This window comes from Brevibacterium sp. AGC70, assembly GCF_057334195.1.
The window spans coordinates 19734-44916 of the sequence record NZ_JBHFIH010000001.1 but is presented as its reverse complement, the minus strand read 5'-3'; the positions used below and the strand labels follow the sequence as shown (position 1 = coordinate 44916).

The following is a 25183-nucleotide window of genomic DNA, read 5'->3' as shown; positions in this document are numbered from 1 at the left end:
CGTCTTTGGTGTGCTTGTCATCACTCTCTCGGCAATCTGGCTCCCATTGAAGTCCCAGTCCGTTGCGAGTTCTTTGGTACCAGAAGGTTCGAGCATTCAGTCGTGGTCGAGGAGGGAAGCGATGGCCTCGCTGAGGAGAAGGACTCCGGGCTCGATGGAGTCGAGGTCGATGGCGGCGAAACCGAGGCGGAAGAAGTTGAGATTGTCCTCGGGTGAGAGGAAGAAGGGATCTCCGGGTTCGATGACGACGCCTCGGCGCAGACATTCTTCAGCCAGTTCGCGGCAGTTGAGCTGCGGCGGTGCCTGGATCCACACGCTGACGCCTCCGGCGGGGAACGGCACGGCCCAAGGCAGATGCTCCTCGAGCGCGCTGGTCAGCGTTTCCCATTTCTTCCGCAGCTGGGTTCGTCGGCGTGAGATCGTGCGATGGAACTGTCCGGAATCGATGAGCAGCGCCATGGCTCGCTGAGTATGGCCCGGGACGTGGCGGATGGAATAGCGCCGATGGGTCCGCATACGTTCGATGAGCTCCGGCTCCGCAACGATGTAGCCCAGCCGGAGCCCGGGGGCGAGGAACTTACTGAAGGATCCTAGGTAGATGACGTGGTCGGAATGGGGGAGCGCCTTGAGCGCAGGGGTGGGTTTGCCCCTGTACCGGAACTCGGAGTCGTAATCGTCTTCGATGATGAGTGAGTTGGTCTCGTGCATGCGTGTCAGCAGCTGCAGTCTGCGTGATGGATCGAGCGTGACATTGGTGGGGCTGTGATGGCTGGGAGTGACGTAGACGATGTCGAGCGGTTTCCAGGGTGGAACCATTCCCTGAGCGTCGACCGACAGGGGGACCAGTTGGCCGCCGACGCGGGTGAAGGCGTGTTTGGCATCGACGTAGCCTGGGTCCTCGACGCCGACGGTGGTGTCGGGGCCGACGAGCAGTTGGGCCAGAAGGTCGAGTCCCTGTTGGGATCCCGCGGTGATGAGCACATTCTCGGGGCTGACATGGATGCCGCGGCTCGGCAGCACGCGATGGCACAGCAGTTCTGTAAGCAGCGGGTCGTCCTCATCGATGGCATCGCGGACTGAGAACGGCAGGTGCTCGGGATCCATAGCAGTGCGCAGGGCTCGGGACCAGGCAAGCCTGGGGAATTCATCCGGATCGACCTGGCCGGCGACGAATGGGTAGGGGTAGGACTGCCAGTTCTTCGTCTTGGTGATCTCCGGAAGATTCCTATCCGGAATCGCACGGATCTTGGACTCCCAATCGATGGACCCATCGGAGAGTCGAGCCCTGTCGAGCTTCTTCGATCCGTTGTTGAGCAGGGTGGTGTTGATGAAATGTCCACTGCGAGGGCGAGCCTCGATGAGGCCGGTGGCGACGAGCTCTTGGATTGCGGCATTGACCGTATTGCGTGAGAGCCCGAGTTCGTGCGACAGGGCGCGAGATGAAGGGAGGGCGACATCCGGGTTGAGCACACCGGAGAGAATCTGATGCTCAAGCGCCCGACGCAACTGGCGGTAGAGCGGCTCATCCGACTCCAACGAGATCTCGATCGGAGATAGGGCTGGTGGGCTGTGCGCAGAGTCTGGAAGCTCGTCGTAGGTTGTCATGTCTGCAGCAACTCAGATGGAGATTCCATTGTCTGAGATGAAATCGGCCGCGTGATACCGGGGCACCACGACCATCGGAACCGGCAGACTCCGAAGCATCTTATTGGCTGTCGTTCCCATGAAGATCGAGCGGTTCTTGGCCAATCTGCTCGAACCGATGAGGACGATCTCGCCATCATCCCAGGTCAATTTCTCGATGGCCGACTCGATGGATCGGCCAAGCGCGACATCGACCATGACTTCCGTGGCGTCTTCGACGGACTGGGAAGCTCGCAGGAGCAGCTTCTTCGCATGGTCGCGGGCAGCGTCGGTCCCCTCTACGTCCTCGGTGCGGGAGTCCAGAGCGATGAGAGATATCAACCGCAGGGGTACGTCATGGAGCACTGAGGACTGGGTCGCGACGTTGAGTGCCACCTCGGCGCCGGGGCGCATGCCAAGAGCACAGCTCAGACGCGTCAGACGGCTGGGCGGCAGATAGCCCGAGGGAGCCAAAGCGACCGGAACGGGAGAGGAATGGAGGAGGGCGTTGGCCACCGACCCGATGGTGAAGCGTCTCAACGGGCCGTGGCTTGCCGCGCCGACGATGATGAGGTCGCAGGGACATGACGTGGCTTTGTCGATCAGACCCGCGGCCATGGAATCAGCGAAATGGACACTTGTCGTGGACCGGATGGTCTTCGGGACGAGATCGTACGTTTTGGCCATCCATTGCTCAGCCTCTTCGAGGCAGAGTTTCTGATACTCGCATTCCGGTTTCGACCCGGCCTGTTCAGGCGGGACACCACGGAGTACGTGGACCAAGTCGAGCTCGATGTGTTGATGCGCAAGCGTCGACTGGGCAAGAGTGAGAGCGAGCGAAACCGCGTCGCGCCCACGATTGTCCATGGTGATGCCGACGACGTATCGCATACAGTCTCCTTCGACCTGAATCGTTCCGCATCTGGCGTAACTGTTCTGTTGACTATAGGACACCAGAACGATGGCGAACAAAGGATGCTTGGCTTGCGAGACTACCGATGTGCGCGATCTCGGAAACGGTCGGAATTTCCGGCACTCCGTTCTGTTTCCTGCTGGATTCGGTGTGCTGTTGGGAGCAGGATGCCGTGTTCTCGACGACGGGCACGCGCCGCATTTGGCGGGCAGAATAGATGCGTGGTCGGGTGCCTTTCGTCTCGACCCGCAGAGTCAGATCCAATTGGAAGTCACACCGCAAGGTTGTTCTCTGTTAACTCTGCCTCAACCAGTCGGGCTTCGTGGCATCGAGTCTGTCAGGGATTGCTGATCAATTGTGTCCCGAATGCGTCGGTGAAGTCTGATGATGCGCCAAGGGCGACCCCGCTGAAGGCATTCGCTGTCGCTACTGTTCCGCGAGAGATCATCACGGTCGGCGATTCGATATTGAGATCCTGACAGTCGATGAAAGACACATCTTCGCCAGTTCGAAGGGCGCTGAGGTCAGTGACGAACCCTACGCCGTAGCCCGCGGCGATGAGAGCGACCTGAGCCCCAATCGAATCAGCCTCAACGATATCCGTGGGATCAAAGCCTCCCCTGTCACGGCAGGCCGTCACCAGAGCATCGAAGTACCGAGCACCTCTCCTGCGCGCGTACATGATCAACCGTTCGTGGGTCAGATCAGCAAGCACCACACATCGCTGGCCTGCCAGTGGATTGTTCTGAGGCACGGCGAGGATGAGCTTCTCTTCGAGCAGCACGGTCGTCTCGAGATCGGAGTCGTATTTCTCTCCCACGATCTCGTGACGTTGCCTTGTCAGTGCGACGTCGATCGTCTTTGCGTCGAGATGGTCAGCGAGAGTGGCCGCATCACCTTCTAAAATACGCACATCAATACCTGGAAACCTGCGCCGAAAACGTCCGAGGACAAAGGGAAGGAACCTCTCACATGTCACCGGGCTCGCTCCGATCGTCAGGGTTCCGCGTCCCCGCTCCCCAGCGGTATTCACCTTGCTTCGCAGAAGCTGGGCCTGACGGAGCATGATCTCCGCTTCACTCTTGAGCGCGGACCCCGCCGATGTGAGAACGATTCCTCTTGGGGTGCGCGTCATCAAGCGTCGACCGATCGCATCCTCAAGCGTCTTAAGCTGCAGACTCAAAGCTGGTTGTGAGATGTGCAGACGCCGCGCAGCACGAGTGACATTCCCTTCGTCAGCGACGGTCGAGAAGTATTCAAGGCGCTTGAGGGTCAGCTCCGACATAACTCTCTCCTATGAGAATCATCGAGTAACGGTATTGGACTTATCGTAGTCGCCGTTCGAGAGTAGTGAGCAAGTCGAATCTTCCAGCGTTGCAAGAAAGGCGACATATGAACCTCTCGCCCCTCGACCTGATCATCGTCGGACTCTATTTCCTCGTCATACTCTTCATCGGATTTCAGACTGCACGCCGCATCAAGAATGCCGATGACTTCTCGGTCGCCGGTCGCCGCCTGATCTGGCCGGTCGTCTTCACGACCCTGGCAGCGACCTTCCTCGGCGGCGGAGCCACACTCGGACGTGCCGGCGAATCTTATGAAGTCGGATATGCGTTCATGGTCGCTGCCATCGCGTTCCCTTTGCAAACAGTGATCACCGGCTGGTTCATCGCTCCGCGACTCAACAGCTACACCAAGTCTGTGACGATCGGCGATGTGTTCGCCCTGCACTCGGGAAAACTCGCTCGGCTTATCGTCGGCGTCCTCGGACTGCTGGTCACAATCGGTATCCTTGGGGCTCAGGGGCTCGCCCTGGGATCGATTTTCCAGGTTGTCTTCGGCATCGATTCCACCGTAGGGATCGTCATCGGCATGGGAGTCGTTCTCGTTTACTCGACTGCCAGCGGCATGTGGGCAGATGTGCAGACCGACGTGTTCCAATTCGTGCTCCTTGGACTGTTTCTGCCCGTGGCACTGCTCATCGGCGTCTTCCATGCCGGCGGTCCGATTGGCCTCATCGAGAGGATTCCGGACACCCATCTGGACTTTTTCGGCACATATAGCTTTTGGGAGTTCGCGGCCATCTTCATCGCCTTCGCCCTCGGAGAGGCTCTCATTCCGCCCTATGCACAGCGGGCGCTGGCGGCGCAGAACCCGCTGTCGGCCAGAAACGGCTACGCGCGGGCCGGTGCCTTTGGGCTGGTCTTCTACTTCGTCAGCGCCAGCCTCGGCGTCGTGGCCCTCGTCCTTTATCCGAATATCAGGCCCGACGATGCGATCCCGACGATCATCATCGATATGCTTCCCATCGGCATCGCTGGCCTCGTCGCCGCCTCGCTCATAGCTGTCATCATGTCGACGGCTGATTCGCTGCTCAACTCAGCGTCGGTGATCCTATCCAACGATCTCGTCAAAGGCTTCATCGCACCGAACATCGGTGGACGGCAGCTTCTGTGGGTCGAAAGGTCCAGTAACTTCCTTATCGGTTTCGGCGCTCTGCTCTTCGCTCTCAACGCAGAGTCCATCGTCGATGCGCTAATGCTCACTTACGGGTTGTGGGGCCCGACCGTTGTCGCACCATTCGTCTTCGCCGTCATGTCGAAGCGCCGAGCACCCGTCGCAATTGTCGCCTCGATGCTGGCAGGAGTCACAGTCGCGATCGTGTGGACCTTCGTACTCGGCACACCGAACGACATCAACGCCATAATCGTGGCTCTGCCGGTGAACATCGCTGTATTGGCTTGCACATACATGCTCATCGACAGGCCGAAGAAAATGCAGACCGAGGTTGGAAAGGTGGTCACATCATGATCGTCCTCGCAGCAGCATTCATCGTCATTCCTATCGTCATTATTATTTGGGTGGCCTATGTTGGGACCCTCGGTCTCCGGTTCTGTTGGAACATGCTCTTCAGATACTCCGAAATCGAGCTCGCGGAGACTGCCGGCGTTGAGAGTCCAGGCGATGAGTGAGCGATCCCCGGAGTACGATGTCATCGTCATCGGAGCGGGTGCTATCGGCGTCACAATCGCCATGGAAGCAGCCGAGAGGGGCCTGTTGACAGCGGTCGTGGAAGCACGTTCCAAACCTGGGACAGGTTGTTCCTACGCCAATGCCGGACTCCTCGCCCCCAGCCACGCACATCCGCTGACAGGGCTCGACAATGTGAGGGCCGGACTGCGAAATATCGCAAACCCCTACGGTCCCTTCAAGCTCGAGCCTAGTGCAGAGAATATCGGCTGGATACCTCGCCTTCTGCTTGCTTCTCTGCCGCGGGTGCACGACAACGCGATCGACACTCAACGGCGACTGAGCGGGGCGAGCACCGCGATGCACCGTTTTATGGCCAGGTCGGGGCTCGACACAGGCTTTCGACAGAACGGGTTGCTTGACGTCTACCGGAACCTCGCGGCCGCACAGGCGACGACTGACGATCTCGACAATCACCCGCTGCGCCCTGCATTTTCCTTTCTGAACGCAGCACAGATTAAAGAGGAGGTTCCGACGGCGACCGGTCTGGAAGCTGGAGTTTTCACCACAGATGATGCGCACTGTGACGGATACCGATATGTCCATGCGGTTGCCGAACGCGCAGCCGACCTCGGAGTCGAGTTCTACTTCAATGCCACCGTACGGTCTCTGATCCGCCGCAGCTCTGTCACACGAGGAGCGAGCACCGCTGCCGGTGACCTGCACGCGGATCATACGGTCGTAGCGGCAGCCGAACCATCGAAGCGTTTGCTCAGACCGATTGGTCTGAACCTGCCGATGATCAATGGAAAAGGCTATGTCGTTGATCTGGCCAAGAACTCGAGCGACCCGGAATTCCCTATCGGCATCAAAGACGAGATGATCGTCGCCACCCCCTATCCCGATCGCCTCAGGCTCGCCGGTGTTATGGAGCTGACCGGATCTGACGACTCTGTCGACGATCGACGCGTCGGCGCGATGATCGTAGCGGGCGAAAGCGTGTTCCCTGGTCTCTCCTCTCGCACGGTCCTGGAAACTTGGGCGGGACTTCGCCCATGCATTGCCGATGGTCTTCCTGCTGTTGGACGGACCCGCGACCCTGGACTGTCGGTAGCAACCGGCCACGGTCAGCAAGGTTTGGTCCTTGCCCCCATTACTTCGGCGATTGTCCATGCCCAGTTGCAGGGGCAACCTGGGACACCATCTGGAGTCGACCCTCATGCAATCAGTCCGGAGCGGTTTCGACGACGCTGAAGATTTGTGTCAGAAGGCGGGTCGCCCCCGAGGAGGCGCTGTCATTCACCTGGGAGTCATTCCGGTCGAACCCAGCGACATCGTATTCGACGCGGAGTTCGGCGACGAGGATGTGTGGACGCGGAAGGACACACCGCACATCGAAGATCTCATGGTTCGCGTCCGTGCCTCCTCGACGATGCCGGGTCTCATGCCGCCGGTCCACTTGGACGGACACTTCTACGTCGACGGGGCGATGGGCGAGGACGGTGGAATCGCGCTGAGCCAGGCCCAGCGCGAAGGTTTCGAGAAGTTCGTCATCGTCCTCACTCAGGAGCGCTCATACCGGAAGGCACCGCAGCGGTTTCCCGCCATCTACCGAAGCATCTTTCGTCGGTACCCGGCGGTGGGCGAGGCGTTGCTGACTCGGTGGGAGCGCTACAACGAAACGCGTGACCGCATCTTCGCTCTCGAAGCCGAGGGGCGGGGTCACGTCTTTGCTCCGGAACGGATGCCGGTCGACAACGGCACCCGCGGCCTCTCGCGTCTCGCCGCGGCTCATCGTATGGGGCTGTCGCAGTCACGTCGCGAGCTGCCGGCGGTTCGGGAGTTCGTCGGTGTGTGATGCGGTGTTTGAGAAAGGATCGACTCGTAGTCGATAATTTTCGGACCTCAGTGGACACGAGCAGATCGTCTTAGGCCCAGATAGACGCGCAATCTTTCGTGCCAATCCGGCCTTTGGACTTGTAGCTGAAGATGCACGTGAGCAATCTGTAGCGCTGAACCTGAAGCGCCGACGAATAAACAGTGTGTTTGCGACGCAGTCATCGACGAGCCGCGATGACTATCGCCTCTGCGGTCTCTTGCATTGCATGATCGACTTCTTGAGAGCTCCCAGTCAGGTCGACCGAACGCAACACCAGCCGTTTGCTGTTATTCCTGACAGTTACTGTGCGTTGTTCTTTGCTTCCTTTCCGTCGGCAATAGATCAGAACTCCTTCGGGAAGGTCCATGGCAGTCGTGTAAGCGAGAAGTTGGTAATAGTCGCTGCTCCTTCCTCGGGCGTCATTGGAGATCTTGTACTTGATATCGCCCACGTAGCTTAACTGATTGCTCAAGTTGCGGAATTCGAGGTCGGGTTGCATCGGTACTTGCTTTGCGAGACCCAAATGAACAGTCGGTTCGTCGACGACGGAAAGGTGTCCACGGAGGGCAATTCTTAGTCTTTCTGTGACGAATCGCTGAAACAAGTCGTTCATGTTGACCATGAACGATGATGCATTGTTAGTGCCGTGTCCGTCGGTCAGAGTGAGATTGGCAAGAAGCAGTCGTGCAAGCCCCAGCGCAGGTTTGTAGTGCTCATTGAGTCTGGAGAAATGAATGGAGTCAACGTTCTCAGGTCTGACGATGACATCGGAGACCAGTTCGAGGGCAATGATTTGTCGCATGAGTCTCTGCCGTACGGCTGAAGCCAATCGAGGCACTTTCAACGCCAAACGAATGGCTGCTTTGAGAACACGATTCTCGAACACGTCCTCGGAGAAGTCGTCATATGAACAAGGGACAGGTGTCAGCAGACCTGCTTGATTGAACAGACTGGACGTATTCAGACGACCGCGCAGAGCAACAAGCGATTCTTCCCGGGGTTCATAGGATCGGAGGACTCCACGGCGAAGCGTGGTCTCGACTGTGCGCGCAAAGAATGAGACTACCGCCGGCAGGAGGTCTGAACTGGCATCGTAGTCGAATGCTTCCTGTCTCCATGCCTTAGGCGGTAGCCCTGGCTCTAAAAGAAGGAAGAGATTTTCGGGATTGATCTTGGGACGAACCAAGAGTTTGAAACCGTCCACAACCAGCGACCCGACGTATGCAGTGGCAGTCACTTTCCAGCGATCGCCAGAAGAAGGAGCGACCTCGACGAAGCCTGTTTGTTGAAGGCCAAGAGCTTGATTTCGTGTCAGACTCATTTCCCGGGACTCGTACTCGTGCACCACAGTCATGTTCGTCAAAGACTGCTTTCATCACTGTCAACATCCTCGGTTATGGACTCCGAAGCTAGGTTGCTGAATCGCGACCATACTTGCGAAAATTGGAAATAGTTGATCCGAGCGGCATCGCCAAAGAACTGGTCCTCGACGAACGGTTCGATATCGTATTGCCAAATACGTTGAACGACCTTTTCATCGAGACCCTTCTTCATGAAATGGCTAGGCCCGAGTTGGAGGTGGGGACCGCCCAGTTCGACACTCAGTTCGTCATTAACTTGGGCGACTAGTTCTCCAACCCAGGCTGGTTCTCCCTCCCGTTGAAGCCACCTGTCGAGAAGCCCCGACATCGGTCCCTGATTGGGGAAGAAGGGGATGAAGTGGAATCGTCGTCGTAGCGCTGCATCGATCAATGCGATTGAGCGATCCGCGGTATTCATTGTGCCGATGAAACAAATGTCCTTTGAAAGCTCGAATGGTTCATCAGGACGGTAGAGGGTACGCACCGGTGTGTCTCTGTACTCGAAAAGGAACAGTAGTTCGCCAAGCACCTTAGGCAAATTGGCCCTGTTGATCTCGTCGATAATCATTAGATGTCTTCGACCGGGTGCCCCGTGCGCTCGGGCTGCGAGCTGGGCGAGCGGACCCTGCTGCAGGCGATAAACCATGCTTCCGTCGGCATCGGTGTCAGGTCGGTAGCCCTCGAAGAAATCTTCGTACGATGTGGACGGGTGGAACTGAACGACAGAGCGTCGTTCAGCATCAGGCACCAGGACTTCGGCAAGCTTCCTGGCGAAATAAGTCTTACCAGTTCCAGGCGGGCCGTAGAATACGACTTGTTTCTTATCCTCGATTAGCTGGGTGATGTCTTCGACGAATGAGCGGTCGACGAGTAGCTCTTCAGCCAGTTCGTCTAGCGGATCGCCTGCACGCTCGAATTCTGGTTCGTTGTCCTTCTCTGCAAGCCAATAGAGGAAGACTCCGATGCCTAAAGCATCACCTGGAAAATAGCGGTCTAGACGGGACCGCAGGGCATCGTTTGAGATAACCTGATTCTCACCCGGCGAGTTGGAGTTTGGAGCGGGGATCCCGAGAAGCTTCAGCATCTTCAGTTTTCCCTTTGGGCCGGTAAATGTGTAAATAGTAATGAACTGCTCTGGGTGGGTGATTGCGAGCATCTTCATCATCGCCGATTCGCCAAGCCCTCGGACTCGAAGTGCTGGTTCAGTGAGGATCTTATCGATCCTTTTGGCCGGAGAATCGTCTCCCCAGCATAGATATGTGATTGTCTCGAGAATTCGCCGATATTCGGTTTCGTCCGCGTCTCGAATGCTTTTGTTCAACGCAGACATCGGGCCGGTACTTCCGTAGCGTCCCGAGCTCCAGATTCTGCGCAGGTCGGTACGATCTCCAATTGCCAGTTCTTCAGGATCAAGTAGTCTGGCAAAATCTCGACGATCCGCAGTGTCCTGTTCGTGGCCTGGCGTTGGGTATCCAGTATTTTCTTTAAATTCTGATACCCAGACGGCAATATCATCGGAAGAGTCGTCCTTGACCGAATCGCCACTCAACTCCGCGATAAGTGGAGAGACATCTTGCGCGGCGGTCAGGATCTCCTGTTCAAAATCAGTGTCGACGAACTGGTCGCGATTAATCCATCGTGCATATATGACCTCGCCGGTTCCTCCTCCGTGGAATCCTACGTCCTCTCCAAGTTTGGATGCCCCGCCTGCCAAAATTCTGTAGCCAGGAATCGGATGGGCGTTGATCAATTTCGTTGACCGTTCGGTTGCGCCGGAGTCTGCATCAAGATAGGGACGCAGCCCGATAGCGATACCGCGACTGTTGAGCCACACTCGTACGCTGAGACCATACGAGCCAGGGACCCTCCAATCGACCCATAAGTCGCCACGCGGCCAAATCTGGTCCCACCTCAAGGAAGGCTTACGAGCTTTTAATGTTCGCTCGCAAGTTTCTGAGACACTACGTTCGAGAGTCGGCCCGATGTGTTGCGCAACAGCGAGGAGGGCATGAGCGTTATTGAGGTAGTAGTTAGGGTCATCTTGCTGCTTATCGGCTTTTTCGCGAAGATTCGCGCGATCACAAAGGACGTCATTAATGACTATCGGTCGTTCATCGGCCCACCAGGCTGCGACCTGTTCGAGCCGCAAAGGGTCACCGTCAACGGCGAACGCGAATCCATGAAGAGCCGCGTACCTGCTGCCCTCATCGACATACTGGGAAATGCCAGTGCAATACTCCAGGTACCCCGACGACTTTGGCCAAGCCACAGGCCATGCCTCAGGAGTATCTAGTGCCCAATAGTAGGATGCGACAAAAGGTGCCCGCTTGGGGCCGGGATGTGAACCAACTTGAATTGTCTGGATGTAGTCCGCAAGAAGTTGAATCTTGTCTATCGCGCCTTGGAGATCGGTGGGGGTCGAGAGAGCTTCAAGCAACACATCCACAGCCTCGTCAGGGTCAGGAGCCATCTTGTTGATTTGGTTGATGACCATCTGTCCCCCTGTTCCTGAGTACCCGGAATCAAAACTGCGAACCCATCGGTCTGTCGCTAGTTGGAACGCGCTGAGATCACGTGTGCGGCGAAGAGCATCGAGGTGAGGTCTGGCCTCGTCAGCATGCGGAGTGATACGGCGTTCTCTCCACGATTGCTCACGCAGATCATGCTCAGCTTCGAATCGCGCGATGTGGGCATTATGCCAACGCCGACGGAGGTTGTGCTCGACTGTGTTGACTTCTTGGGGGTCGGACATGTCTCATCATCTCTTTGAGGAAGTTCGTCTGTGCTCGTCTGGGCTGAGCTTTGGACTCAGTCTGTGTGCTGATTGGGACTTCGTGAGTCACGCTTATCAGCTTTAGAACTTGGATCGAAAAGGCGTTCTTGCTTGAGCTGGCAATGCTCTCAGTCAATGAGTTCGCGACCGGAAGCTGCTCTCCACGCTATGTGGTCAAGAGCGCGCGGATCAACGTTCATTGACTTTGCTGTTTCTGTAATGAGCATAACTGCACGGGCACCGTCCAGCTCCGATTCCTCACCTAGAGCTTGTGCGAGGAATCGGAGAACCATCCGGTCAGGCTTGACGGAGGGCAAGCCCGCTAGGATAAGCAAGTAATTGTAGGTCACCCCAGAGCTTTGGCTGGGGAGGCGTTTCCATCCACGAAGAACTTCGTTGTCGAGCGGGCTGTCGTTCACTTGAGAGACGAGGTCGGGAACCGTGTCGATTCCGAGTTTGCTCATAAGCTCGGCGGCCTGCTCGATAATCTCGGCCTTCAGCGGCGCTCCGGGTCCCGTGTGTGCAGGTTTGAGGTTGTGGGCAATTGACGTCGCCCACTCGCGCGCACCTCCAGCATGCTGAATGGATTGCGCGAGCGTTTTTGCCCCGTCTCGTGTCCCGCGCAAAGCCGTGTAGCGTTCGATCACGTTGACCACAGACGAGTAGTGGGACCCTGTTGAGTAAATTGAATCGATGATGCATAACGCCAGACTGTTCGGGTAACCCACCGGAGTTGTCCACAGATTCGGATCGCCGAGGTGTGCCTCGCAGTATTCGACCAGGGCATTGACCTCGGCGTCGGTGACTGTCATGTTTCGATCCGTTCTTTGAGTAAGTGATTATTCCTAACACTACAGCTGACTTCTGACACGAGGTTGTGGTTCAGGCAGAATGTAGAGCGAAAGTGTCTTGCAATCACCGTGTGCTTGAACGTCATTCCCGAATGCGATCACCGGTATACCCCAGCCTCAGAGAGATCTCCCTCGCTGCAGACTTCATCACCGGTACCAGCGCTTGCATCCGTTCCTTCGGCATGTAGGGACGAGTGGCCGACAGCGAGACTCCTGCGACAATGCTTCCGCTGCCGTCCCGGATCGGGGCGGCCACGCACCGGATTCCTGGTTCGTTCTCCTCGAGGTCGAGTGAGGCACCGTCGTGGGTATACCCGTGCATTCGATTGACGAACGCCTCCACCGCCGAGGCGTCTGTCCCCGGATTCTCGGCTGTGAACATCCGTTCCCACCGATCTTCCTGACCTAAGAGCAGTGCCTTCCCCACACCGGTGCGAGTCATCGGCATTCGGTGGCCGATGCGAGAGCGCATCTCGGCCCCACGGGTGCCCGGAATCTTGTGGAGATAGAGCACCGACTCGCCATCCTCGACGGAGAGATGAATCGTGTCCTGTGTCCGGGCTGCCAGAGCCTCAAGATTCTCCCGAGCGACGACAGGCAATGGATCCTGATTGAGCGCGGTGAAGCCGAACTCGATGAGAGTGGGTCCCAGACGAAACTCTCCCGGTGAACCGTGCCGCAGATAACCCATGTGCACCAGCAGCTGGATCATCCTGTGCGCACTTGACCGACCGATTCCGGTGGTGTCGACAACGGACTTCAACGTGGTGGACCCATGGGCGACGGAGCTGACGATCTGCAACCCTCTGGCCAATGTCTGAGTGCCCTGGGGAATCGCATCGCTGACAACGGTTCCAGAATCTTCGATCATCGCCCCAGTATGTCACCTATCCCACATATAGGGACACTGGTGGCGCATGGTGGAACGCCTGCCCATAGTGGCTCTTATGGCAAAACTGGCACCACCCGAGGCCCCGCAGATGATTGGCCTCGATTGGGGGACGAGCTCACTGCGAGCCTTCCTCATCGGCAACGACGGAGGCGTCCTCGCTGAACGCAACGGATCAGACGGGATTATGGCCGTCGGTCCGGACACCGGCGACCTCAAAGGCGACTTCTCCCGAATCGCTCACGCCGCCATCGGCGACTGGCTCAGCGATCACGGCCACCTCCCTCTCCTCGCCTGCGGAATGATCGGTTCGACCCAGGGAGTCGCCGAGGCTGGATACCTCGATCTACCCTCCGAACTTTCTGCCCTGGGCAGGCATCTGACGTCGGTCGAACTGTCCATAGGCGAACTCCACATCGTCCCCGGGCTGCAGAAGACATCGACCGAAGTCACTGCCCCCGATGTCATCCGTGGAGAGGAGACCCAACTGCTCGGCCTGCTCGATACAGAGCAGGTCGACGCGACCACGGTGATGCTTCCCGGCACGCACACCAAATGGGTGAAGTGCCAGGGCCAGCGCGTGACTGACTTCTCCACCTCGATGAGCGGAGAGATGTTCGGCCTCCTGAGCACCTCGTCGATCCTCAGCCGCCTGGCCGAACCCACCGATGACTTCCACCCCGACGCCTTCGACTGGGGACTGAGCGTCGGCGCTGACGACCCAGCCGCGCTCACCTCCTCGATCTTCTCCGCACGCACCTGGGCCCTCGACGGACGACTGCACGCCAAGGAAATCAACGACTATCTCTCGGGAATGCTCCTCGGCGCCGAGGTAGCCGGCCAGCTCACAACAACAGCCGACTCTGCCACCCCCTTCATCGTCTGCGGAACCGAAGACCTGACAATGCGATACTCACGCGCCCTCCGCCGACACGGACGACAGACGACAGAAGCGGACCCGCGCGCCGCTGCCACCGGACTCTTCCGCATCGCCGAACAATCCGGCCTCGTGCCGACCAAGGAGACCACCAATGACTGACACAGTTCCCACCGGCCTCATCGCCATCCTCCGCGGGGTCCACTCGCACGAGATCCTCGACATCGCCGAGGGCATCGTCGCCGCCGGATTCTCCGCCATCGAAGTTCCGCTCAACTCACCGGAACCCTTGGCTTCGATCGAGGCATTGGTTAACCGCTTCGGTGATGAGGTGGAGATCGGTGCTGGCACTGTGCTGACCGCACGGCAGGTCCGCGACTGCAAGCGAGCCGGTGCCCGCATCATCGTCGCACCCGACACCGATACCAAAGTCATCCAGACCGCGCTCGGGATGGGGCTCACCCCGTACCCGGGAGCCACGACCCCGACCGAGGCGTTCGCTGCCATCAAGGCAGGCGCCACCAAGATCAAACTCTTCCCATCCTCGGCGGTCGGGATCAGCGGTATGAAAGCGTGGAGCGAGGTCCTTCCTGCCGGCACCGAACTCTTTCCCGTCGGAGGAGTGGGAGCCGACAACGCTGCCGAATGGCGCAACGCCGGTGCTGCCGGCCTGGGCCTCGGTTCCTCGCTCTATCGCCGAGGCGACCGCCCCGAAGACGTACATAGCCGGGCCGAGGCGATCGCCTCGGCGTGGGCACAGGCCCACTGACCCCAACGACGACAAGCCAATGACTACACCAGACGAAAGGCCAGACCAATGAAGATCACGTCGATGACGACGTACACCGTGCCGCCGAGGTGGCTGTTCCTCAAGATCGAGACGGATGAAGGGATCGTCGGCTGGGGCGAGCCGATCATCGAAGGCAAAGCCGCCACAGTGGCCGCCGCCGTCGATGAACTCTCCGACCTTCTCATCGGCAAGGACCCCGCGAATATCGAGGATCTGTGGACGATCATGTACCGCGGCGGCTTCTATCGCGGTGGGCCGATCCTCATGAGCGCGATCTCAGGCATCGACCAAGCGCTGTGGGACATCAAGGGCAAGGCGCTCGGACAGCCGGTGCACCAGCTGCTCGGCGGGAAGGTCCGGGATCGGATCCGCACCTACTCATGGATCGGCGGAGACCGCCCCGGCGACACAGCGGCGGCAGCACTGGAGACGAAGAATCGCGGGTTCACCGCCGTGAAGATGAACGCGACCGAAGAGCTGCAGTTCATCGACTCCTATACCAAGGTCGACCAGGTCATCGAAAACGTACAGGCTGTACGGGAAGCCACCGGCGACGATTTCGGTATCGGCATCGACTTCCATGGACGTGTACACAAGCCGATGGCCAAGGTCCTAATCAAGGAACTCGAACACTATCGACTTCTCTTCATCGAAGAACCTGTGCTCTCCGAACATTTCGGCTCGCTGCGTGACGTCATGGCGAACACGCCGACGCCGATAGCACTGGGGGAGCGACTGTTCTCCCGCTGGGACTTCCGCGAGGTGATCGCCTCCGGTGCCGTCGACATCATCCAGCCCGACGTCTCCCACGCAGGCGGCATCACCGAGACGCGGAAGATCGCGATGATGGCCGAAGCCTACGATGTCGCGCTCGCGCTGCATTGCCCTTTGGGCCCGATCGCGCTCGCCTCCTGCCTGCAGATCGATGCCGGAAGCTACAACGCGTTCATCCAGGAACAGAGCCTGGGCATCCACTACAACACGAGCAACGACCTGCTCGACTACGTCACCGTCCCCTCCGTGTTCAACTACGACGACGGCATGATTGACATTCCCGCGGGACCCGGGCTCGGCATTGAGGTCAATGAGGAGTACGTCATCGAACGCTCGGCCGAAGGACACCGGTGGCGCAACCCCATCTGGCGTCACAGCGACGGCTCCTTCGCGGAATGGTGAGGAGGCGTATTCGGTAAGAGAGAAGGACGTTCAAGGATGAACTCACAGACTGCAGTGACAAAGCAACGTCGTGCTGCCTCGCCGGGGCGAGCCCGGTGGTGGATCCTCGGCTGGCTGCTGGCAGCCATGATGATCAACTACATGGATAGATCATCGCTGTCGATCGCGGCCCCGCACATGATCGACGAACTGGGGCTGACCGCTGCCGACATCGGGTTGCTGGGTACCGCGTTCTCTCTGACGTACGCGTTCTTCCAGCTGCCCGGCGGATGGCTGACCGACCGCCTCGGTGCAAAGCCGGTCTACGTCATTGCCCTGGGCTTCTGGTCGATCGCGACCTCACTCATGGCATTCGGCCACCACCTGTGGCACTTCATGATCGCACGCGTCCTGCTCGGCGTCTTCGAAGCTCCGGTCTCACCCACCTCGGCGAAGATCGTCTCCGAATGGTTCCCGCCGAGGGAACGCGGAGCGGCAGTCGGAGTCTACGACTCAGGAAGCAAATGGGGCCCGGCAGTGGCACCACCGATTCTCACCTTCCTCATCCTCGGGTTCGGGTGGCGTGCCATGTTCGTCATCCTCGGTGTGCTCGGCATCATCGTGGCGATCGGCTTTTGGGTCTTCTATCGTTCCCCGGAACACGACCGCAGGGTCTCAGCAGCTGAACTCGAACACATCCGAGCGAGAGAAGAAGACAACAACGCTCCGACAGGCCACATCCCCTGGCTGCGTCTCTTCACCAAGCCACAGACCTGGGCGATGGTGCTGGGATTCGTCGCTGTGGTGTGGACCCTCAACATCTTCGTGACTTTCCTCCCGCTGATGCTCAACGACATCTATTCCGTCGCTGATGAGGCATTGGGTTGGTACACGGCAATTCCGTTCGCGGTCGGCGGCATCGGCGGAATCCTCGGCGGATGGTTCACCACGAAGTACTCGAGGATGCGGTCTCATCTGACGCCTCTTGCCTGCAAGCGGCGGATTGCTGCCGTCTACGGTGGGGCGCTCGCTATCTGTTCGATTCTCGTCGGAGTCACCAACGGCCACTTCGCTTTGCAGCTGACAGCGATGAGCCTGGCTCTGTTCTTCTGCGGAGCACTAAGTGCCGTGGGGTGGTCGATTCCCGCTGATGTCGTGACCGGAAGTCGTGTCGCATCGTTGGGGTCCATCCAGAACTTCGGCGGCTACTTCGCCGGCTCGCTCTCGCCCTGGCTCACCGGCGTGCTGGTGACGACAACGGGCTCCTACCTCATTCCATTCGTCCTCGGCGCCGTTGTCGCGGTGATCGCGGGGATTGCCTATCTGCTCCTGCTGCGTGCCCCGATTCGGGTAGACAGCGCGGCCACAGAGATCGGAGACACCAGCTCATGACGAAACTCGCTGAGCACACGGCCACGCGGCCGACACGGATGCGCTACATCATCGCGCTCCTGCTCTTCATCACCGTCGTCATCAACTACATGGACCGTGCCAACCTGTCCATTGCGATGCCGGCACTTTCCCAAGAGTTCGATCTCACCACGGGCCAGCAGGGGCTACTGCTCTCTGCATTCGGGTGGACCTACGCCGCGATGCAGCTGCCCGGTGGGTGGCTCGTCGACCGGGTGAGGCCGCGGGTGCTCTATGCCTCCTGCCTCGCGCTGTGGTCCCTGGCCACACTGTTCATGGGTATGTCCGGCGGGTTCGTCGCTCTCATCATCCTCCGGCTCTTGGTCGGCGGGTTCGAAGCTCCGGCATACCCGATCAACAACAAAGTGGCCACGGCATGGTTCCCGGAGCGTGAGCGCGGGCGGGTCATCGCCTTCTACACCTCGGGGCAGTTCATTGGCCTCGCGCTGCTCACCCCCGTGCTGTCGTGGCTGCAGACAGTGCTCACATGGCACTGGGTGTTCATCCTTACCGGTGTCGTCGGCGTCGTTTGGGCTTCGATTTGGTGGTTCGTCTATCGCGAGCCGCGTGACAAGTCGGGAGTCAACCAAGCCGAGATCGACCTCATCACCGACGGCGGGGGACTGGTCGACATTGAATCAGGTGCGACGAAGGAGACTAAGCCGAAGCTCAAATGGTCGGATGTGAAGGTGGTGCTCTCCCGGCGAAAGCTGTGGGGCATCTACATCGGCCAGTTCTGCCTGACCTCGACCCTGTGGTTCTTCCTCACCTGGTTCCCCACCTACCTCGTCGACTATCGCGGCATGGATTACATCGAGTCGGGCTTTATGGCCTCCCTGCCGTTCATCGCCGCGCTCGTCGGTGTGCTGCTGTCCGGGTGGGTCTCGGACCTCATGGTCAAGAAGGAACTGACACTTGGCACTGCCCGCAAGCTGCCGATCATCATAGGTCTTGCGATGACAGTGTTCATGCTCGGCGCGAACTATACGGATTCGACTGCGCTGGTCATCGTGTTCATGTCGATCGCGTTCTTCGGCAACGGTTTCGCCTCAATCACATGGTCGCTCGTGTCCGCTCTGGCGCCTGAGAGATTACTGGGTCTGACCGGAGGCATGTTCAACTTCATCGGGAACTTGTCATCGATCGCCACCCCGATCGTCATCGGCTTCCTCGTCACCGACATCGACTTCGCTCCTGCATTCGTTTACATGGCTGCGATCACCGTTGTCGGTGTGCTGTCGTACGTGTTCCTTGTTGGGAAGGTTGAGAGAGTGAAGGAATGAGCACGCGAGAATCCAGAAAGCTCAAATAGTGGAACCACGAACCAGCAAAGCTGCGGTCAAGAAATCATTCAACTCGGAGTAGAGCATCGACCGGAGACCGTAGATCCAGCTAACGAAGTCGAAACCTGATCCGAGCCACCGCGTTGACGTGGTTCACGGTGATGAGCCAGACCTACACCACCGAAGATGCAGCTTACCCTCGGCGCATAATGCTTCGAGCGACAAAGCTGGATGGAGATTAGAGCCATCGCTGGTCAGCTTGAAAGTTGAATAGATTCCTAGGGGCCGCATTCAGATGCATACGAGCAAATAGCGCAAATTTAGTCAAAAGTATGATTCTTAGCTGTGGAGGTCACCGCACCTCCACCCGTTACCCAGTGTCAGTCCGCGAAGCGAAAATCACGCAATGTACTGTCAGCGGCTACTTGCATACTCAAAATCCGGCGTTCAAAACTAATGTGCTCCATCACCCCATCCCAGGGGCTCGAGTGAGCATCAAACGCTCACCCGCCATCGATCAATTGGAGGAGTGGCAGAATCGAACCATTGGCAATACAAAACGACGCCGAGCTTGCGAGCTACCCGCTCAAGCCGTCGGTCAGATTGCGGCTTCAAGCGAACGGGTGATAAAAGAAAACAGCCTACTTCAATCTGCGCACGACGGGGCGTACTGTCTTATACTGCCGACGAAGTCTGTTACAATAATCAAGCTCAGCCGTCTAGCGAAGCCGAGTTGTGTAGCTTGAGTATTTTCCGCGGAGACGCAGTCGTACTAGGTGCGACCAGGGCTCCTAGAAGGAGCAGCAATGAATAGTGGTGGCATAGGTCCCCAAACCGACGATGGTCGGGGGCGGCTGGGCATAGACTCGCAACGAATGCTTGATGGACTGAATCACCGGGTGAAATACACGTTCTACTCAAGGCTCGAAACGGCTAAGAGAATGCAAAGAAGAGCGCTTACGTGGAATACCTTCCTGGTGGTTTCTTCAATTATTACGTCGATGGTATCGATAGTTCTCCTCGAAGATTCAAATGCCTTCGGTCACAAAGGTCAGGTCATGCTTGTGATCGTCGGCATAGGTACACTTTCGGCATCACTATTGGTGACTAGTTCTAATTATGCGGCAAAATCTGAGATGTATTTTCGAGGATACCGCGATCTTCAGACTCTTTGGAATGAAATAGATCACGCAAAAGAGGAAATGAAACCTGAAGTCAAAGAATTAGAAGATCGATATCAGCAAATACTCAATGAACTTCCGAACCATAGTGACGCTGATTATCAAAAAGCAAAAATGGAAATACTGCAAAAAGAGAAACTGGCGCAACAGGAAGTAGTCGATAACAACAAGGATCAGCACCGAGGTGCTTATAAGCTGGATTTTTCTGCACGACTCCACGTACTGATCAGTGGTGGATTCTCGTATCTACCCATAGGGCTATCAGTCCTGTTTCTGGGATTGCTGATACCTATGATTGCATGGTTGCTTAGATGAGTAAGGTTGATCCAACGCATCTGTATCGGAACCTGGTCTCTCCGGACAAGCTGTTGGAGACTTGGGAACTTGAGGCGCATAGGAGCACCGTCAGGGGCCGCGACGGGTTGTCGCCTCAGCAATTTTTTCAAATTGCTCCTGCTGAGGCGTTGCGCACCAGTCAGAGATTGTTAAGTGGCAACTGGAATTTCATTGCATATAAGCAAATACTGAAGTCTCGTGGTGCGTTAAGGGAGCCGCGAGTAATCTCGGTGCCGTCTGCCCGTGATCGTGCGCCATTAAAGAGTCTGAGTAGATTTATTCGTGAGACCGTATCGGATTCGCGCGGTAAACCTTCGCAGGACAAGGTGCGTGAGGTGGCCGACTGCATACGCTTGGGCAGATTTCGCCATTTTGTCCGGATAGACGTCCGGAATTTCTATCCGTCAATAGGTCATACTGCGCTTTTTTCCGCATTAGACCGATATGTCGAAGTAGAACCAGCTCGTAAGATCCTTCGTGCGGCGGTGACTACTCCGACTTTGGGTATGCAAGCAAAGTCCCGTGGCGCCGTTAATGTATGTGGCGTCCCGCAAGGACTTTCAGTTTCTAACGTTTTGGCTGAAATGGTGCTTTCGGAAGTCGACCGTATGTTTGGCGGTGAGGACGGAATTCGATACTTTCGCTACATCGACGACATATTTGTGCTCACCGAACGACAAATGCACCGAAAGATATACCGTCAAATCTCTTCGGCATTGATGGCTAGGGGCTTGCGGACGCACGATCTTGAGCGTGACGATTCAAAGAGCACTTGGGGGCAACTGTCGAGTCCCGTTGATTTTTTGGGTTATTCGCTTTCAACTTCCAGAGTGAGCGTTCGTGATGAGACTGTCAATCGCCTGAAGTCAAGGATCGCGATGTCGATTCTGGCACACGGTCGGGACGTGGCTAGTCGACCTAAGGGCGTGAGCAGCTCTGTCTGGGAGGGTGAATGCAATTCGCGTTTAGAGTGGTATTTGAATATTTCAATATCCGGCTGCGTTCTAGACGGACAGCGACGTGGTTGGGTTCACTATTTTTCGCTGATAGATGATTTTTCGCTACTGCGAAGATTAGATCATTTTGTGAGGGGGCGCTTGAAGACTGCTGGTCTTTATCGTAAGATATCTGCTAAGTATTTTATCTCGAGTTATCGAAAGGCCGTCTCGTTAAAGAGAGATAAATCTGGATACGTAGCCGATTTTGACCGGTATACTTCCGAGGAGCGCCAGAGGACTTTGAAACTGATCTTCCGGTACTCGGATAGTCAACTGACCTCCATGTCGGAAACCGAAATTGATTACCATTTTTTCCGGGAGCTGCGGAGTGAGTTGGATTCGCTTGAGACTGACCTTTCGTTGGTTTATTAGTTGGCTTAGGGGTTAGCTGCTAATAATGATCCTCGGAGTCCTTGTTTGTTTTGCCGAGGGTTTCGATTTAATGCGTAATTCCATCATTATTGTTTCGACTCGCGGCACGTGGTAGTGACACCGATCGAGCGCGAAGTGATTAGTGAGTCACCTGCACTCGCAGCGTGACACCCAAATTGTCACCGATCCTTGGATCAGTCCCTTGTCCAATGTTCGGCTCAAGAGACTTCTGCTGGTCATCTGCAGCGTCCGCCAATTCTCCTAGCTGGCGTTGAAGCACATCTGTTTGTTCGCTGGCCTCCGTCTTGAAGCGCGCCAGTGAATCCGCCGAGGTTGTAGGCAGCTGAGCAAACGCCTCAGCGTGGGCAAGCCGGTCAGCTTGCGCCTGGTCCCTGGCCGCAGCTGAAGCGATCGAGTGAATTTCGCGATCTTGTGCGGCTTGTTCCTGTGCTGCAGCTAGCATCTGGCTGATACTCGAGCTTGTCGCGTCCGCATTGCTCGTGGTTGTTTGAATATTCGTGTATAGACGGGCCTTCGGGTAGCGCATGTGTAACGAACTGGTAGCAAACATGCGCGGAGTGGATAGTGCACAAATACCCACGAAAATCGGCACGACTGAAACAAGTCACGCTGTAATAAAGAGGGCAGCGCTCTCGGCTCAACCTCTCTTGACTACATCCCACTGTGCCGCGATCCTCGCGACAGTTCTTGCACAGGCCGAGTGCATCTCGCAGTGGCTCGTCGTCAGAACGGCCTGATAGAGCCACTGGTAAACCCGACGGTGTTGACCGCTTTAAACATTTGCGAGGGTCCCATCAACACTGCATGAGTCCCCGTCGGCATGTATCACCGAGAAGCTGCGATCCCGGGCCGTTCACCACCCTGCAAACACCACCGACGGCGGAACGGGCCGACGCAAGCAGAGACTCATTTCGTCAAGCCTATTTGCTGCTACCGATCGCGCATCGATGCTACCGGGTTGTTACACGTGCGCTACCGAACACTGCTTCTATACAATATTCGATGCGTTCGAGCGCCTCGCCTATCTGGCCACTGAACGATGAGACCGAATCGACCAGCTCCTCGGAAGCGGACCGCATTGCAGTTGCCTGGGATTGTCCCATGCCTTCGAAAGCATCGCTGAAGCGACAGACGAGATTATTGAAGACTTCGCCGGACTGCTGTGAAGTTGCTTCGGACAGATTTTGCATTGCAGGGGCGAGAGCCACTTTGGTGGCGCCGACAATGGCGCCTGACTTGCACAGGTGACCGCTGATTTCACGGTCTCGTGGAATGTTTGTCCTGGTAAGCGAGTTATAGCTCGCGTTTTTGGGTAACTAGAATCGACACTAAAGTGGGTCCATGAGCCCATTCGTGCGTAAAGTCCCCACAGCTTCGGGGGCGACCGCCGTGCAGATCGCGGACAAAACAGGTGGACGCTACCGCATCGTCGAGCACCTCGCCTCAGCCCAAACTCCCGAAGAACTCGCAGCACTCATGGCCATCGGCCGCGACAAACTCCACCCCGGCCAAGGAATCCTCGACTTCGACCACACTGACAAACCAGCCACAGCACCCGCGGTCGTGAAGTCGAGCCGTTCACAAGTCATCGTCGATACGATCCGTACCGCCTACCAACATTTGGGTTTCAATACTGTTGATGACGAAGCCTTCTTCCAACTCGTCCTCGCCCGCCTGATCGAACCCACCTCGAAATCCAACAGCGTGAGAGTCCTGTCCGAACTCGGCGTCGATACTGCCCACCGCAACACGTTCCTGACGTGTCTCAAACGCGCCCGCGACCACAACTATCGCGACCAGATCGCAGGCAAGTGCTTCGACTACTCAGTGGCTACGACGGGGATCAGTCTCCTCCTCTACGACGTCACCACCTTATATTTTGAGGCAGAGAAAGAGGATAGTCTGCGCAAGGTCGGATACTCTAAAGAACGCCGAGTCGATCCGCAGATCGTTGTCGGCCTCCTCGTTGATCGAACAGGGTCCCCGTTAGAGATCGGGTGCTTCGAAGGCAACAAAGCAGAGACCCACACGATCATCCCTGTGATCAAACGCTTCCAGGACCGCCACCAAGTATCGGATATGGTCGTGGCTGCCGATGCCGGAATGCTTTTGTCGAAGAATTTGAAAGAACTCGATGACGCAGGCCTGCGGTTCATTGTTGGTTCCAAGCAGGTCAAGGCCCCCACACGACCTGGCAACGTATTTCCACTGGAACGGCGAATGGGCCGATGACCAGACCGTCATCGATACGATCACTCCTCGCGGCCAGAGACGACTCGACTCTGACCGAACAAAAACAAGGTCGGAACCTATCTGGGACGCAAAGGCATTTCCCGATGCGTGGCGGGCTGTGTGGCAGTACCGACGCAAGTGAGCGATGCGTGACGAACAGACTCTGAATCTGCAGCGCAACCGTGCTATCAGCATCATCGAGGGAGACACGCAACCGAAATCAGCGAGGTTCGTCAAAACCAAGGGAGCGGAGAAAGTCTTTGATGAGAAGGCTTACGCCCGGGCGATGAAGCTGTCCGGGTTCAAGGGATACGTCACCAATATTCCAAGGACCATCATGCCGGCAGGGGAGGTCATCGGCAGCTATCACGACCTCTGGCATGTCGAGCAGTCGTTTCGGATGTCGAAGACAGATCTCGATGCCAGGCCGATGTTTCACCGGACCCGGGACGCGATCGAGGCTCACCTGACGGTCGTGTTCACTGCTTTGGGTGTAGCGAGGTTTATGCAAGACGCGTCAGGGGTGTCGTTGAAGAAGATCACCACGACGTTGCGTCCGTTGCGGGAGTTCACGGGCGTCATTGGTGATCAGGAGATCACGTTCGCCCCAGATATCCAGCCGGCGGCGCGGCAAATCCTCGACGCGCTACCGACCGCCCAATCACGTTGACTCCCGCCAGGGTAACTTAACCTGTGCAACTCAGGTCTTAACGTCCATGCCGGGAGTCGGCGTTAAGACTGCGGCACAGATCCTCCTGGCAGCCGGTGATTTCTCTTCGTTTAGGACTCTCGGTCATTTAGCAGCGTATGCCGGGATTGCTCCGGTCACCCGCCGATCGGGGACCTCGATCCGGGGCGAGTTCCCGTCCAGGGCAGGAAATAAACGGTTGAAGAACGCGTTGTTTCACTCAGCCTGGGTGGCGTCGTGTCATGATCCCTTGTCGAAGGCCTACTACGACCGGAAACGGGCCGAGGGCAAACGCCATAACGCGGCTGTTATGTTCCTGGCTCGTCGTCGACTCAATGTTCTGTTGGCGATGGTCAAGCACGGGGCCCTCTATGAACAGAAGACCCCGGCTGCTGCTTGACAATGAATGTAACGGGGGATGATATCAGTATAGGGTCGGCCACTGTCATAGATTACTCATCCCGCCTGAAGTCCATTGTCTGTGACGAGTTCGTGACCGTTGAAGTCGATTCTTCTGGGTTTTCGCTCATCGGGGGTTTTCCTGCCGTTGCCGGTTTCGACGAAGAAACTCTCCGACCACC

General features: G+C 57.3%; 18 protein-coding genes and 3 pseudogenes. 13 read left to right on the top strand and 8 right to left on the bottom strand.

The window, feature by feature from the left end:
* Positions 1-96: 96 nt before the first annotated feature.
* The 3 genes from pdxR to ACE03M_RS00175 form a co-directional block, all read right to left on the bottom strand.
* Complete coding sequence (gene pdxR / locus ACE03M_RS00185) at positions 97-1605, bottom strand: MocR-like pyridoxine biosynthesis transcription factor PdxR (RefSeq protein WP_485932031.1); 1509 nt, start codon at positions 1603-1605, stop codon at positions 97-99.
* A gap of 12 nt (positions 1606-1617) precedes the next feature.
* The gene (locus ACE03M_RS00180) at positions 1618-2514 is read right to left on the bottom strand and encodes a universal stress protein (RefSeq protein ID WP_485932030.1); all 897 of its coding nucleotides are present in this window, start codon (positions 2512-2514) and stop codon (positions 1618-1620) included.
* A 359-nt stretch (positions 2515-2873) separates the two neighbouring features.
* Entirely contained in the window at positions 2874-3821 is a 948-nt protein-coding gene (locus tag ACE03M_RS00175; protein WP_485932028.1) for a LysR family transcriptional regulator, read from the bottom strand.
* A 107-nt stretch (positions 3822-3928) separates the two neighbouring features.
* Between ACE03M_RS00175 and ACE03M_RS00170 the strand changes: the two genes are divergently transcribed.
* From ACE03M_RS00170 to ACE03M_RS00155, 4 genes are read left to right on the top strand one after another with little or no spacing between them, the layout of a single operon-like run.
* Positions 3929-5347 carry a sodium:solute symporter family protein gene (locus ACE03M_RS00170; RefSeq protein ID WP_485932026.1) on the top strand — a complete coding sequence of 473 codons (1419 nt, stop codon included), beginning with the start codon at positions 3929-3931 and terminating at the stop codon, positions 5345-5347.
* Positions 5278-5508, top strand: coding sequence for a DUF7977 family protein (locus ACE03M_RS00165; protein ID WP_485932025.1), 231 nt, complete (start codon positions 5278-5280; stop codon positions 5506-5508). Before ACE03M_RS00170 ends, ACE03M_RS00165 begins: the two co-directional genes overlap by 70 nt.
* A complete protein-coding gene (locus ACE03M_RS00160) occupies positions 5501-6760 on the top strand; it encodes an NAD(P)/FAD-dependent oxidoreductase (RefSeq protein ID WP_485932023.1) in 1260 nt (419 codons plus the stop codon). Before ACE03M_RS00165 ends, ACE03M_RS00160 begins: the two co-directional genes overlap by 8 nt.
* Before the next feature lie 4 nt (positions 6761-6764).
* Positions 6765-7364, top strand: a complete 600-nt coding sequence (locus ACE03M_RS00155) for a DUF6363 domain-containing protein (RefSeq protein ID WP_485932022.1) — start codon at positions 6765-6767, stop codon at positions 7362-7364.
* Between the two features lie 199 nt (positions 7365-7563).
* On the opposite strand, the gene ACE03M_RS00150 is transcribed toward ACE03M_RS00155, so the two are convergent.
* The 4 genes from ACE03M_RS00150 to ACE03M_RS00135 form a co-directional block, all read right to left on the bottom strand.
* Positions 7564-8739, bottom strand: a complete 1176-nt coding sequence (locus tag ACE03M_RS00150; protein ID WP_485932020.1) for an McrC family protein — start codon at positions 8737-8739, stop codon at positions 7564-7566.
* 5 nt (positions 8740-8744) lie between these two features.
* Entirely contained in the window at positions 8745-11240 is a 2496-nt protein-coding gene (locus tag ACE03M_RS00145) for an McrB family protein (RefSeq protein ID WP_485932019.1), read from the bottom strand.
* Between the two features lie 407 nt (positions 11241-11647).
* Positions 11648-12331, bottom strand: coding sequence for a hypothetical protein (locus ACE03M_RS00140; protein ID WP_485932017.1), 684 nt, complete (start codon positions 12329-12331; stop codon positions 11648-11650).
* Between the two features lie 121 nt (positions 12332-12452).
* Positions 12453-13241, bottom strand: a complete 789-nt coding sequence (locus ACE03M_RS00135; RefSeq protein ID WP_485932015.1) for an IclR family transcriptional regulator — start codon at positions 13239-13241, stop codon at positions 12453-12455.
* Positions 13242-13317: 76 nt separating this feature from the next.
* Between ACE03M_RS00135 and ACE03M_RS00130 the strand changes: the two genes are divergently transcribed.
* The 7 genes and pseudogenes from ACE03M_RS00130 to ACE03M_RS00100 all read left to right on the top strand — a co-directional run bounded on the left by ACE03M_RS00130 (position 13318) and on the right by ACE03M_RS00100 (position 21661).
* The gene (locus tag ACE03M_RS00130; protein ID WP_485932013.1) at positions 13318-14298 is read left to right on the top strand and encodes a 2-dehydro-3-deoxygalactonokinase; all 981 of its coding nucleotides are present in this window, start codon (positions 13318-13320) and stop codon (positions 14296-14298) included.
* A complete protein-coding gene (locus ACE03M_RS00125) occupies positions 14291-14905 on the top strand; it encodes a 2-dehydro-3-deoxy-6-phosphogalactonate aldolase (RefSeq protein WP_485932011.1) in 615 nt (204 codons plus the stop codon). The genes ACE03M_RS00130 and ACE03M_RS00125 overlap by 8 nt, the downstream gene beginning before the upstream one ends.
* A gap of 45 nt (positions 14906-14950) precedes the next feature.
* Positions 14951-16102 (top strand): annotated as a pseudogene (gene dgoD / locus ACE03M_RS00120) (galactonate dehydratase); the annotation flags it as partial.
* 36 nt (positions 16103-16138) lie between these two features.
* Positions 16139-17473 (top strand): MFS transporter, encoded by a 1335-nt coding sequence (locus ACE03M_RS00115; RefSeq protein ID WP_485932010.1) that lies wholly within the window; start codon positions 16139-16141, stop codon positions 17471-17473.
* Positions 17470-18774, top strand: a complete 1305-nt coding sequence (locus tag ACE03M_RS00110) for an MFS transporter (protein WP_485932008.1) — start codon at positions 17470-17472, stop codon at positions 18772-18774. Before ACE03M_RS00115 ends, ACE03M_RS00110 begins: the two co-directional genes overlap by 4 nt.
* A gap of 806 nt (positions 18775-19580) precedes the next feature.
* Complete coding sequence (locus tag ACE03M_RS00105) at positions 19581-20270, top strand: SLATT domain-containing protein (protein ID WP_485932006.1); 690 nt, start codon at positions 19581-19583, stop codon at positions 20268-20270.
* Positions 20267-21661, top strand: a complete 1395-nt coding sequence (locus ACE03M_RS00100; protein WP_485932004.1) for an RNA-directed DNA polymerase — start codon at positions 20267-20269, stop codon at positions 21659-21661. Before ACE03M_RS00105 ends, ACE03M_RS00100 begins: the two co-directional genes overlap by 4 nt.
* A 139-nt stretch (positions 21662-21800) precedes the next feature.
* Here the strand turns inward: ACE03M_RS00100 and ACE03M_RS00095 are convergent, their stop codons facing one another.
* Positions 21801-22232, bottom strand: a complete 432-nt coding sequence (locus tag ACE03M_RS00095; protein ID WP_485932002.1) for a hypothetical protein — start codon at positions 22230-22232, stop codon at positions 21801-21803.
* A 791-nt stretch (positions 22233-23023) separates the two neighbouring features.
* Here ACE03M_RS00095 and ACE03M_RS00090 point away from each other — a divergent pair.
* A pseudogene (locus tag ACE03M_RS00090) lies at positions 23024-24584 on the top strand (IS1634 family transposase).
* 34 nt (positions 24585-24618) lie between these two features.
* Positions 24619-25002: pseudogene (locus ACE03M_RS00085) on the top strand (transposase); the annotation flags it as partial.
* Positions 25003-25183 lie beyond the last annotated feature (181 nt).

Excerpts from the sequence above, each read along its gene's own strand:
- pdxR (WP_485932031.1), bottom strand. The coding sequence starts at position 1,605 with ATGACAACCTACGACGAGCTTCCAGACTCTGCGCACAGCCCACCAGCC.
- ACE03M_RS00180 (WP_485932030.1), bottom strand. The coding sequence starts at position 2,514 with ATGCGATACGTCGTCGGCATCACCATGGACAATCGTGGGCGCGACGCG.
- ACE03M_RS00175 (WP_485932028.1), bottom strand. The coding sequence starts at position 3,821 with ATGTCGGAGCTGACCCTCAAGCGCCTTGAATACTTCTCGACCGTCGCT.
- ACE03M_RS00170 (WP_485932026.1), top strand. The coding sequence starts at position 3,929 with ATGAACCTCTCGCCCCTCGACCTGATCATCGTCGGACTCTATTTCCTC.
- ACE03M_RS00160 (WP_485932023.1), top strand. The coding sequence starts at position 5,501 with ATGAGTGAGCGATCCCCGGAGTACGATGTCATCGTCATCGGAGCGGGT.
- ACE03M_RS00150 (WP_485932020.1), bottom strand. The coding sequence starts at position 8,739 with ATGACTGTGGTGCACGAGTACGAGTCCCGGGAAATGAGTCTGACACGA.
- ACE03M_RS00145 (WP_485932019.1), bottom strand. The coding sequence starts at position 11,240 with ATGGTCATCAACCAAATCAACAAGATGGCTCCTGACCCTGACGAGGCT.
- ACE03M_RS00140 (WP_485932017.1), bottom strand. The coding sequence starts at position 12,331 with ATGACAGTCACCGACGCCGAGGTCAATGCCCTGGTCGAATACTGCGAG.
- ACE03M_RS00135 (WP_485932015.1), bottom strand. The coding sequence starts at position 13,241 with ATGATCGAAGATTCTGGAACCGTTGTCAGCGATGCGATTCCCCAGGGC.
- ACE03M_RS00130 (WP_485932013.1), top strand. The coding sequence starts at position 13,318 with ATGGCAAAACTGGCACCACCCGAGGCCCCGCAGATGATTGGCCTCGAT.
- ACE03M_RS00125 (WP_485932011.1), top strand. The coding sequence starts at position 14,291 with ATGACTGACACAGTTCCCACCGGCCTCATCGCCATCCTCCGCGGGGTC.
- ACE03M_RS00115 (WP_485932010.1), top strand. The coding sequence starts at position 16,139 with ATGAACTCACAGACTGCAGTGACAAAGCAACGTCGTGCTGCCTCGCCG.
- ACE03M_RS00110 (WP_485932008.1), top strand. The coding sequence starts at position 17,470 with ATGACGAAACTCGCTGAGCACACGGCCACGCGGCCGACACGGATGCGC.
- ACE03M_RS00105 (WP_485932006.1), top strand. The coding sequence starts at position 19,581 with ATGAATAGTGGTGGCATAGGTCCCCAAACCGACGATGGTCGGGGGCGG.
- ACE03M_RS00100 (WP_485932004.1), top strand. The coding sequence starts at position 20,267 with ATGAGTAAGGTTGATCCAACGCATCTGTATCGGAACCTGGTCTCTCCG.
- ACE03M_RS00095 (WP_485932002.1), bottom strand. The coding sequence starts at position 22,232 with ATGTTTGCTACCAGTTCGTTACACATGCGCTACCCGAAGGCCCGTCTA.